The 10258-nt window shown below is 70.8% G+C and carries 10 protein-coding genes; 4 read left to right on the top strand and 6 right to left on the bottom strand.

All coding sequences use genetic code 11. The features are described from left to right. Nucleotides 1–158: 158 nt before the first annotated feature. From WBN91_RS37640 to WBN91_RS37630, 3 genes are all read right to left on the bottom strand, one after another. Nucleotides 159–1040 carry a hypothetical protein gene (locus tag WBN91_RS37640; RefSeq protein ID WP_337729060.1) on the bottom strand — a complete coding sequence of 294 codons (882 nt, stop codon included), beginning with the start codon at nucleotides 1038–1040 and terminating at the stop codon, nucleotides 159–161. A gap of 75 nt (nucleotides 1041–1115) precedes the next feature. Beyond that, nucleotides 1116–2693 carry a solute symporter family protein gene (locus WBN91_RS37635; RefSeq protein WP_337729061.1) on the bottom strand — a complete coding sequence of 526 codons (1578 nt, stop codon included), beginning with the start codon at nucleotides 2691–2693 and terminating at the stop codon, nucleotides 1116–1118. Continuing rightward, on the bottom strand, nucleotides 2690–3100 hold the full coding sequence (locus tag WBN91_RS37630) for a DUF485 domain-containing protein (protein ID WP_337729062.1): 411 nt from the start codon (nucleotides 3098–3100) through the stop codon (nucleotides 2690–2692). Before WBN91_RS37630 ends, WBN91_RS37635 begins: the two co-directional genes overlap by 4 nt. 344 nt (nucleotides 3101–3444) lie before the next feature. Between WBN91_RS37630 and WBN91_RS37625 the strand changes: the two genes are divergently transcribed. The 4 genes from WBN91_RS37625 to WBN91_RS37610 are packed head-to-tail and all read left to right on the top strand — an operon-like array spanning nucleotide 3445 to nucleotide 7417. Next, the gene (locus WBN91_RS37625) at nucleotides 3445–5940 is read left to right on the top strand and encodes a sensor histidine kinase (protein ID WP_337729063.1); all 2496 of its coding nucleotides are present in this window, start codon (nucleotides 3445–3447) and stop codon (nucleotides 5938–5940) included. After that, nucleotides 5937–6380 carry a roadblock/LC7 domain-containing protein gene (locus tag WBN91_RS37620; protein WP_337729064.1) on the top strand — a complete coding sequence of 148 codons (444 nt, stop codon included), beginning with the start codon at nucleotides 5937–5939 and terminating at the stop codon, nucleotides 6378–6380. The genes WBN91_RS37625 and WBN91_RS37620 overlap by 4 nt, the downstream gene beginning before the upstream one ends. A 7-nt stretch (nucleotides 6381–6387) precedes the next feature. Beyond that, nucleotides 6388–6906, top strand: a complete 519-nt coding sequence (locus WBN91_RS37615; RefSeq protein ID WP_337729065.1) for a DUF742 domain-containing protein — start codon at nucleotides 6388–6390, stop codon at nucleotides 6904–6906. A gap of 46 nt (nucleotides 6907–6952) precedes the next feature. After that, nucleotides 6953–7417 (top strand): GbsR/MarR family transcriptional regulator, encoded by a 465-nt coding sequence (locus WBN91_RS37610; protein ID WP_337729066.1) that lies wholly within the window; start codon nucleotides 6953–6955, stop codon nucleotides 7415–7417. Here the strand turns inward: WBN91_RS37610 and WBN91_RS37605 are convergent. The 3 genes from WBN91_RS37605 to WBN91_RS37595 all read right to left on the bottom strand — a co-directional run bounded on the left by WBN91_RS37605 (nucleotide 7354) and on the right by WBN91_RS37595 (nucleotide 10060). After that, nucleotides 7354–8295, bottom strand: a complete 942-nt coding sequence (locus WBN91_RS37605; protein ID WP_337729067.1) for a COX15/CtaA family protein — start codon at nucleotides 8293–8295, stop codon at nucleotides 7354–7356. The genes WBN91_RS37610 and WBN91_RS37605 overlap by 64 nt on opposite strands. A gap of 65 nt (nucleotides 8296–8360) precedes the next feature. After that, on the bottom strand, nucleotides 8361–9080 hold the full coding sequence (locus WBN91_RS37600; protein WP_337729068.1) for an ABC transporter permease: 720 nt from the start codon (nucleotides 9078–9080) through the stop codon (nucleotides 8361–8363). 53 nt (nucleotides 9081–9133) lie between these two features. Continuing rightward, nucleotides 9134–10060 (bottom strand): ABC transporter ATP-binding protein, encoded by a 927-nt coding sequence (locus WBN91_RS37595; protein ID WP_337729069.1) that lies wholly within the window; start codon nucleotides 10058–10060, stop codon nucleotides 9134–9136. Nucleotides 10061–10258 lie beyond the last annotated feature (198 nt).

Genomic DNA, 10258 nt, shown 5'->3' with positions numbered 1-10258 from the left:
GCTTCGCCCAGGCCGGACGGGGAAAGAAACCGAGGCCCTTCCCGTGGTCGCTGCCGCTTGGCGGAACGCAAGAGCCTGCCGCCTTCGGCGGAAAAGCACATCAAGGTCGACGACGCTTCACCTGATCACGACCACCGACCCACTGACGCATTACTCATCTAGACCTCGTACGTGCCGATCGCCTCGACGCAGAAGCTCAGGTACAGCGCGTACTTGTAGCCCGCGCGCAGGTTCCCGTCGAGCTTGTCGTAGCCCAGCGGCATCCCCGGCGGGTAGAGGAACGAGTCCGGCAGCGTCAGGCCCTCCGCGCCGAAGTGGGTGGTGTGCAGCTTGCTCGTGCCGGGCACCAGCTTGAGCTGCAACGGCTGGTCCGAGGACAGCAGCAGGATGTGCCAGTACTCGGTCGGCTCGGCGTTGTCGGTGGTGAGCACCGCGCTCGCCTCGGCCTGGCCCGCCGACCCGCTCTCCCGGTCGCCGATCGCCGTCGGCAAGCTGACCTTCAGCCGCAGGCCGTGCACGGTGTGCGACCCGTCCTCGTCGAGGTGGTCGGACACCGAGTTCTCGACGTAGACCCGGAACAGCAGGCGGTCCCCCTGGGTGACCTTCTCGTGGGCCTGCCAGGACGGCTCGCCGCTCCAGCAATCCGGGCCGGCGTGCCGGACGACGAAGAACGTGCGCTCGTCACCGACGTGCGGGTTGTCCGTGATCGAGTTCAGCGTCACGTGGCCCGCCGGCTTGGCGGAGGTGTACACCGGCCGGTCCGGTCCCCACCCCGCCCGCAACCGCTCCTTCGCCGCGCCGGGCGGGGGCACCGGCGAGGGTGACGCGGACGCCGAGGGCGGGCCGCCGGTCACCGGGGACCAGGCGTCCTCGACGGGTTTGGCCAGCAGCGGCACGGTGGCCGACACGATCACGGCGACCGCCGCCACCGCGATGCCGGCCTCCACCTTCCGCTGCCGCCGCAGGTACAACCACGCCAGGACGCACAGCAGCAGCACCACGCCCAACCCGGCGGCGCTGATCAACACGGCCCGCGACACGGCTCAGTGCCTCCCGACCGCGCACCCGGACATCAAGACCTCCCACCAAGGAGATCACCGCGCAGCCGTGATCCGTTACCGCAGACCCGACCCGATCCCGGTCAACGACCGGACCTCCATCTCCGCCTGCTTCACCGGGTCCGCCTTCTCCCGGCTCAGCACCGTGCCCAGGAACCCGCACAGGAACGAGAACGGGATCGACACCAGACCCGGGTTGCCCAGCGGGAAGAACGCGAAGTCCACCTCGGGGAAGATCGACGACTTCGTGCCCGACACCGCCGGCGAGAACGCGATCAGCACGATGCACGACACCAGCCCGCCGTAGATCGCCCACAGCGTCCCGTTGGTGTTGAACCGCTTCCAGAACATCGAGTAGATGATCGTGGACAGGTTCGCCGACGCCGCCAGCGCGAACGCCAGCGCCACCAGGAAAGCCACGTTCTGCCCGTTGGCCGCGATGCCGCCGGCGATGGCCAGCAACCCCACCACCACCGCCGTCAACCGGGCCACCCGGACCTCCGACCGCGGGTCGGTGTGGCCGCGCTTGAGGACGTTGGCGTACACGTCGTGCGCGAAGGACGCCGACGCCGTCAGCGTCAGACCGGCCACCACGGCCAGGATCGTCGCGAACGCCACCGCCGACACGATGCCCAGCAGCACCGCGCCGCCGATCTCGAAGGCCAGCAGCGGCGCGGCGGAGTTCTCGCCGCCCGGCGCCTTCTTGATCCGGTCCGCGCCGACCAGGGCCAGCGCGCCGAACCCGATCACCAGCGTGCACAGGTAGAAGATCGACATCATCCACGTCGCCCACACCACCGACCGCCGCGCCTCCCGCGCGTTGGGCACGGTGTAGAAGCGCATCAGCACGTGCGGCAGGGACGCGGTGCCCAGCACCAGCGCCAGGGCCAGCGAGATGAAGTCCAAGCGCGCCAACGGGGTTCCGCCGTACCGGGCGCCGGGCTCCAGCACCTGCGGGCCGAGCGGGCTGTGCCGGGACGCCGTCTCCATGATCGACGACAGGCTGAAGCCGAACTTGCCGAGCAGGAACACCGTCATCAGCGTCACGCACAAGATCAGCAGCACGGCCTTGATGATCTGCACCCACGTGGTGCCTTTCATGCCGCCGACCAGCACGTACAGCACCATGACGATGCCGACGACCGCGATGACGACCGCCTGCCCGGCCTTGGTGTGCACGTCCAGCAGCAGCGCCATCAACGCGCCCGCGCCGGCCATCTGCGCGATCATGTAGAACAGCGAGATCACCAGCGTCACGTTCGCCGCCGCCGCCCGCACCGGGCGCTGCCGCATCCGGAACGCCAGTACGTCCCCGAGGGTGAACCGGCCGGTGTTGCGCAACCGCTCCGCGATGATCATCAGGCCCATCAGCCAGGACACGACCCAGCCGATGGAGTACAGGAACCCGTCGTAGCCGTTGACCGCGATGCTGCCCGAGATGCCCAGGAACGACGCCGCGGACAGGAAGTCGCCCGACAGCGCGATCCCGTTCTGCGGCCCGGTGAAGCTGCTGCCCGCCGCGTAGTAGTCCGACGCGGTGGTGTTGCGGCTGCCCGCCCGGTACACGACCCAGAGCGTGATCAGCACGAAGACCGCGAAGACGCCGACGTTGATCGCGGTGTTGCCGCCGGTCACGCCCGGCCCTCCCCGGTCAGCGCCCGGACCGCGTCGACCTGCGGGTCGAGCTTGCGCCGCGCGTAGCGGGCGTAGGCCAGGGTGAGCGCGATGGTGCTGACGAACTGGAGGATCCCGAACAGGATGCCGATGTTGATCACGCCGTAGACCTCGGCGGCCATGAACTCCGGCGCGTACGCCGACAGCGCCACGTAGCCGAGGTACCACGCGAGGAAGCCCAAAGTAGCGGGGAGTACGAACCGCGTCACCCGCCGTCGCAGTTCGCGGAAATCCTCGCTGTCGCGCAGCGCCACGAAGTCCGGCTTGCCCGAGTGGTCGACCAGCAGCGGCGTCCCTGGATCTTCGTCGAACGTCGCGAAACCGCGCCCGCGCCTCGATTCGCTCGGAGGCAGGATCGCCTTCGTCATCAAACCTCCAGGGATTTCGCCTGATCGGCCGCGGGAGGGGCTCGTGCGGCTCGGCGAGCGAGAAGCGTAACTCCGCCGCGCGTCCAGTCAACTGCCGTTCTCGGTGCGCAGGACGGCCGCTGAGACCGTTAGCGCAGCTCACGACCCCTGCGGGGGTGAAGTCTCGATTGGATCGCGGGTCCCGTCCGCCGCACCCCGTGCGCCGAACGGCTGATGACCTGCGTCGAGGTCGTTGTCCTGGCCTGATCCACCACCTACTATCCCGCAACAGCATCCGCCGCCTGCCGCTCGTGCCGGTGACGATTTGCGTAGTCGATCGGTTACTCATTTACCCCGGGACTTGTGTGGTGACAGGCGAAAACGGCACGCGACGGCAGTGGTGGAACGCCGTCGCCGACTGGCGGAATTGGCGGCTGCCGGTCAAGCTGGCCGCCGTCCTCGCGGTGCCGGTGCTGGTCGCCGTCGGCGCGGGACTGGTGCAGATCCGCGGCTACGTCAAGGCCGCCGACCAGTACGCGGGCATGCAGCGGTTGGTCACGCTGCGCGCCGGCCTCGACGTGCTGGTCACCAGCGTCCAGGCGGAACGCGCCGCCTCCGCGGTGCGCGAGGACTTCAAGGGCGTCAACCTGACCCGGTTCCGCGACGTCGTGCGCGCCACCGACACCGCCGCCGCGGGCGTGAAGAACCTCGTGGAACGCGCCCGCCTCGGCGAGGTCGCGGGCGCGCGGTTCCGGGACATCACCGTCCAGCTCGACGGCCTGCCGCAGTTGCGCGACCGCGTGATCAGCGGCGGCGTGGACCTCGCGGGCGGCATCGGCGGCTACAGCGTCGTCCTGCGCGCCCTGCTCGACTTCGACCAGGCGATGGTCGGCGACTTCGGCGAGTCCACCCTGGCCGGCACCGCCACCTCGCTGCACAACCTCGCGATGGCGGCCGAGCAGATGTCCTGGCAGCACGCCACCGTGCTGGCCGGCATCAGCCGGGGATCGTTGCTGGACAGCGAGAAGACCGCGCTGGAGCAGTCCTGGACCCGCCAGCAGGACAAGCTCGCCGACTTCAACGCCGTCGCCACGCCCGAGCAGCAGGCCGAGTACCGCGCCACCGTCGCGGGCCAGGACGTGGACGCCCGCAACAGCCTGCTGCAACAGGTCCGCCGGGAACCCGAGTCGATCGGCGAACGGGTCGCCGTGGACGCCTGGAACGACGGCTCGGTCGGCGCCCAGCGCCAGATCGGCATCGTGTTGCGCGGCTTGGAGAAGCAGCTCTCCGACGACGCCACGCGTCTCCAGGACGAGACCAGCGACCGCGCCGGCTTCGCGTCGGTCATCCTGCTCGCCTCGCTGTTCGCCGCCGCCGGCGTCGGCCTGGTCGTCGGCAACTACCTGCTGCGCTCGCTGCGCGCCCTGCGGGTGGCGGCGCTCGACGTCGCCGAGCGCCGGCTGCCGACGCTGGTGGCGCAGCTGAAGGAGGACGCGGCGCCGGACGTGTCGGTCGAGCCGGTGCCCGTGCACACCCGCGAGGAGCTGGGCCAGGTGGCGCGCGCGTTCGACGCGGTGCACCGCCAGGCCGTCGCCTCCGCCGCCGAGCAGGCCGACCTGCGCACCGCGATGCGCAGCGCGTTCGTCAACCTGTCCCGCCGCAGCCAGGGTCTGGTGGAGCGGCAGCTCAAGCTCATGGAGGAGCTGGAGCGGCAGGAGGAGAACCCCGAGCAGCTGGCGAACCTGTTCAAGCTGGACAACCTCGCCACCCGGATGCGCCGCAACAACGAGAACCTGATGGTGCTCTCCGGCATCGACATGGCCCGCCGCTTCACCCGCCCGGTCCCGCTGGGCGACGTGCTGCGCGCCGCCGCGTCGGAGATCGAGCAGTACCAGCGGGTCGTCGTGCAGGCCACGCCGCAGGTCGAGGTCGTCGGCTACGCGGCGGGCGACCTGGTGCGGCTGGTGGCCGAGCTGATGGACAACGCGACCACGTTCTCCCCGCCGCGCACGCAGGTCGTCGTCGGTGGCCGCGCCCGCGCCGGCGGCGGTGTGTTCGTGGACGTGATCGACGTCGGTGTCGGCATGTCCGAGGAGGACCTGGAGCAGGCCAACCGCAAGATCGCGCAGGCCGCGGCGGACGAGGCGGGCGAACTGCCGGTGTCGCGCCAGCTCGGGTTGTACGTGGTGGGTCGGTTGGCCGGTCGGCACGGCATGCAGGTCATGTTGCGCGAGCAGGGGGAAGGGTTGCGCGCGGTGGTCGCGCTGCCGCCGGAGTTGGTGCGCGCGGTCAGTGCGCCGGAGCCGCGGCGGGTGACGGCGTCGGAGCAGACCTTCGCCGGCCACATCGCGGTGACGTCGGCTCGTCCGGTGGCTCGGACCCAGACTCCGCCCAGTGGCATGCAACTGCCGACGCGTACTTCCACACCGCCCAGCGGAACTCCGTTGCCGATGCGTACTCCTACGCCGCCCAACGGGACTCCGCTGCCGGTTCGTACGCAGACCCCGCCCAACGGCACCCCGCTGCCCGCTCGCACTCCCGCACCGGCAGCCTCGCGCAACCCGTCCACCTGGTTCACCGGCAAGCCCATCCCCTCGGGTCCCGCGGAACCGGCGCGGCAGCGCGGCACGGACGTCCCGGTGCAGGCCGAGGTGCCCGCGGCCGAGAACTCGACGGCGCTGCCCAAGCGGCGACCGCGCACGAACCTGGTGGCCGATCGGCCGGACGCACCAGAACCCGGTGCACCCGTCCGGCGGGATCCGAACGCGACACGCGGATTTCTGGCCAGCTACCAGACCGGTATCCGGCAAGGTGTACAGCGGGACTCCGGTGAGAACCGAACGGGGCGGGAGAGCACATGAGCGGGCAGAGGTCACGGCAGATCGACCAGTTCGGCTGGTTGGTGAGCAACTTCGCCGATCGCGTGCCCGGTGTCGCCCACGCCGTGGTGATCTCCGTGGACGGCCTGCTGCTCACCGCGTCCAGCGGCCTGCCCGACGACCGCGCCGAGCAGCTCTCGGCGATCGCGGCGGGGGTGGCGAGCCTGACCGAGTCGGCGGCGCGCTGCTTCGACGGCGGCCCGGTGCTGCGCTCGGTGATCGAGATGCAGTACGGGATCATGCTGCTGATGTCGATCCGGGACGGCTCGTGCCTCGCGGTGCTGGCCGCGCCGGACGCCGACGTCGGCCAGGTCGCCTACGAGATGACCGTCGTCGTGGACCAGGTCGGGCAGCTGCTCACCCCCGAGCTGCGCGCCGAGATCCAGGGCGTGAAACGGATGATGGCCCGCCCGTCGGCGTGAGGTGGTCATGAGCCAGGAGCCCGAGTCGTCCGCCGAGCAGACGTTCGCCGACCTGCTCAACGGCTTCAGCCTGGACTCGGCCCGGCGGCGCAAGCCGGAACCGGCGCCCGAGCCCGAACCGGCGGAGGTGCCCACGCGCCCGCACCCGGTGTTCGCCGACGACCTGGACTTCGAGCTCCCGCGCGGCGAGGAGGCCGCGTCGATCGTCCGCCCCTACTCCTGGACCGGCGGGCGCACCACGTCGTCGGTGCAGCTGGAGATCGAGACCCTGGTCTCGACGGTCGACTGGGACTACCCGGGCGCGTTGAAGGCCGAGTACCAGGAGGTCATCTCGCTGGTGGCCCGGCCCCGCTCGGTGGCCGAGGTCGCGGCGCTGCTGCGGCTGCCGCTGGGCGTGGCGAAGGTGCTGCTGGGCGACATGGCCGAGCGCGGCCTGATCGACGTGCACCGGACGGTGTCCTCCGACGGCGAACAACCCGAACTCGGGCTCATGGAGCGCGTGTTGGCGGGCCTCCGGCGGCTCTGACTGCCTACTATGGCTTCAGTGTTGGCCGAAGGCAGGGGGATGGCTGGTGAGTGTCGGGCGTGAGACTCGGCTGTCGGCGTGGATCGAGCGGTTCGCGGCCCACTTCGAGCGGGAGGGCATCCCGCTGATCGGCGGGCGCATCCTGGGGTACCTGCTGGTGTGCCAGCCGACCGAGCGGACGGCGGCGGAGCTGTCCCAGGAGCTGGAGGCGTCCAGCGGGTCGATCTCCACGAACCTGAAGTTCCTGGTGGGCGAGGGTCTGGTGACCAAGCGGACGCGGCGGGGCAGGCAGGCCGCGCAGTACCGGATCAACGAGAAGCGCTGGGGCGACCTGGTCGCGCGGAAGCTGGACGCGCTGACCAGCGTGCGCGAGCTGACCGAGGCCGGGATGCGGCTGATGAGCGGCGACCCGGAGCGGGCGGTGCGGCTGCGCGCGGTGGACGACCTCTACACGTGGCTGGCGACGGAGCTGCCGGCGGTCTGGGAGCGCAGGCCCGCGTCGTCGCGCTGAACCCGTTCGCGGGTGTGCACCCACAGGTTGGCGGTGGCGATCACGACGGCGCCGGCGCCCAGGACGTGGATCGAGACCAGCACCTCGGGCACGCCCGTCCAGTACTGGACCATGCCCAGCGCGCCCTGCGCCACGACGGTGGCGACGAGGGTGTAGTAGGCGCGGCGGGCGGTGCTGCCGAGGGTGAAGCCCATCGCGATCAGCATGCCGAGGAAGAGGAACAGCAGGTCGGCGTGCAGCTGGGACAGCGTCTCCACCGGCACGTCCAGGCGCGGGGTCGAGGCGTCGCCCGCGTGCGGCCCGGCGGCGGTGACGAACGTGCCCGCGAGCAGCAGCAACCCGAGCACGCCCGCCTGCACGACCTGGAGCCGCATCACGTTCCTCGTGACCAGCGGTCGGGCGGGCTCGTCGCCCTCGCGGATCGCGGCGACCAGGAGCACGGCCAGCCAGGTCAGGACCATCGAGATCAGGAAGTGGACGCTGACCGTCCACCACAGCAGACCGGTCAGCACGGTGATCCCGCCGACCACGGCCTGCACACCCACGCCGATCAGCTGGACGAGCGCGAGCTTGAGCACCCGCTTGCGGCGGGGAGTGGAGTACCAGGCGGCCAGCACGCACAGCGCGGCGATGACGCCGACCAGCCCGGTGAGCGTCCGGTTGCCGAACTCGACCCACTGGTGCAGGGGCGCGACCTCGGGGTGCTCGACCGGGGTGAGGCTGCCGGCGACGCACTGCGGCCAGGTCGGGCAGCCCAGGCCGGAGCCGGTGACGCGCACGATCGAACCGGTCACCGCGATGCCCGCTTGCGCTATCACCACGGCGATGGCGAAGGCGCGTTGGAACTTCAGCAAGGAGGCGACGACCCAGTCAGGCACGGTTACCGATGGTAGGTACCACTTCCTGAGAAGTCGCGCCGGGGTGGTGTCGGGGTGGCGTCGGATCAGGAGAGCTTTGTGGTGCGGGCGGCGACTGCGGCGGCGGTCACACCCCAAGCCAGGAGGACCAATACCTGCTTGAGAGCGGGTGCGCCGCCGTCGACGACTGCGGTGTGCAGGCCCTCGGCCAGGGCGGCGGAGGGGAGGAGTTGGACGATGGTCGCCAGCCAGGACGGCAGGTTGTCCACGCCTAGCGCCACGCCGCCGACCAGTAGGAGTAGGAACCACACGATGTTGGCCAGTGCCAACACGATCTCCGCGCGCAGCGCTCCGCCTAGCAGCACGCCCAGTGCGCCGAAGGTCAGTGCTCCGAGGATGAGCAGTGCTGCTGTCCACAGCCAGCCGGTGGCAGAGGGCAGGTCCCAGCCCAGGAGGACGGCGACTACGCCGAGGATGACGACCTGGATTGCCACCACGGCGAGTCCGGCCGCGATCCGCCCGCCTACCAGCAGCCACCGGGGTAGTGCGGTCGCGGCGAGGCGCTTGAGGACGCCGTAGCGGCGGTCGAAGCCCAGGGCGATGGCCTGGCCGGTGAAGGCGGAGGAGATGACGGCGAGCGCGAACACGCGGGCGACGGACGAGCCGACGCGGGGTTCGGGCACCGGGATGACCGACATCACGCTCATCGCGATGAGCAGCGCGACCGGGATGAGGACTGTGAGGAGGATCTGTTCGCCGTTGCGCAAGGTGAGGACGGCTTCGGTGCGGGCCTGTGCCCAGAGCATGCGGGGGAGGGAGCCGCGGCCGGGGTGTGGGGTGAAGGTGCCTGGTGCGAACGTCAAGAGCGAAGCTCCCGTCCGGTGAGGTCGAGGAAGACGTCTTCCAGGCTGCGCTTGGCGACGGTCAGTTCTTCGGCCAGCACGCCCTGTTGAGCGCACCAGGAGGTCACGGTCGAGACGACCTGGGGGTCGATCCGGCCCTGCACGACGTAGCCGCCACGGCTGGCTTCGCGCACCTTCATGCCCTCGGGCAACGCGTCGACCAGGAGGGTGAGGTCGAGGCCGGGGCGTGCGCGGAACCGCAGCTGTTGGTCTTCCAGCGCGGTGAGTTCCTGGGGTGTGCCGGCGGCGACGACCTGGCCGCGGTCCACGATCACGACGTGGTCGGCGAGTGCTTCGGCCTCGTCCATGAGGTGGGTGGTGAGCAGGACGCTCACGCCGTCGGCCTTGAGGGCCGTGACGAGTTCCCACACCAGGCGGCGGGCCTGGGGGTCCATGCCGGCGGTCGGCTCGTCGAGGAAGACCAGCTCGGGCCGCCCGACGAGCGCGCAGGCGAGGGAGAGCCGCTGCTGCTGGCCGCCGGAGAGTCGCTTGTAAGGGGTGCGGCCGACGTTGTTGAGGCCGAGCACGTCCAGCAGCCAGGCCGGGTCGAGGGGGTTGGCGGCGCAGGTGGCCACCAGGCGGAGCATCTCCTCGGCGCGGACACCCGGGTAACCGCCGCCGCCCTGGGGCATCACGCCGATGCGGGGGCGCAGGGCGGGGGAGCGGGGGTCCAGGCCCAGGACGCGGACCGTGCCGCCGTCGGCCTGGCGGAAACCCTCGCAGACCTCGACGGTGGTGGTCTTGCCGGCGCCGTTGGGGCCGAGCAGGGCGAGCACGTCACCGCGGGGGAGGGTCAGGTCGAGTCCGTTCACCGCGACGGTGGAGCCGTAGCGCTTGACCAGCCCCGACACTTCCACGGCGAGGGGCTGGGGGTGCGGGCTCACGACGGCAAAGCCTAAGGCGTGCCTCGCCTCACCTTGGTTGCGGGGTCCGGTCTTCGTGTGGTCCGCGGTGTGGTGTGCGCTTCGCGCTCTCGGGCGGGATGCGCTGCGCGCTCTCAAGATCAAAAGCGCCTGCCGGCGGGCGAACCACCGATGGGGGGTGAAGGGCGTCGGTTCCCCCACCGCATGACCCGGCGGAGC

The organism is Saccharothrix sp. CCNWYY140 (assembly GCF_037401995.1).
In the GTDB taxonomy this organism is placed as follows: Bacteria; Actinomycetota; Actinomycetes; order Mycobacteriales; family Pseudonocardiaceae; genus Actinosynnema.
Note: the sequence above shows the minus strand (reverse complement) of the source record. Positions and strands in the feature narration are given on the sequence as shown.

What these genes read in the sequence shown, in the direction of transcription:
- WBN91_RS37630 (WP_337729062.1), bottom strand. Translation starts at nt 3,100, where the DNA reads ATGACGAAGGCGATCCTGCCTCCGAGCGAATCGAGGCGCGGGCGCGGT.
- WBN91_RS37600 (WP_337729068.1), bottom strand. Translation starts at nt 9,080, where the DNA reads ATGCTCTGGGCACAGGCCCGCACCGAAGCCGTCCTCACCTTGCGCAAC.
- WBN91_RS37620 (WP_337729064.1), top strand. Translation starts at nt 5,937, where the DNA reads ATGAGCGGGCAGAGGTCACGGCAGATCGACCAGTTCGGCTGGTTGGTG.
- WBN91_RS37615 (WP_337729065.1), top strand. Translation starts at nt 6,388, where the DNA reads ATGAGCCAGGAGCCCGAGTCGTCCGCCGAGCAGACGTTCGCCGACCTG.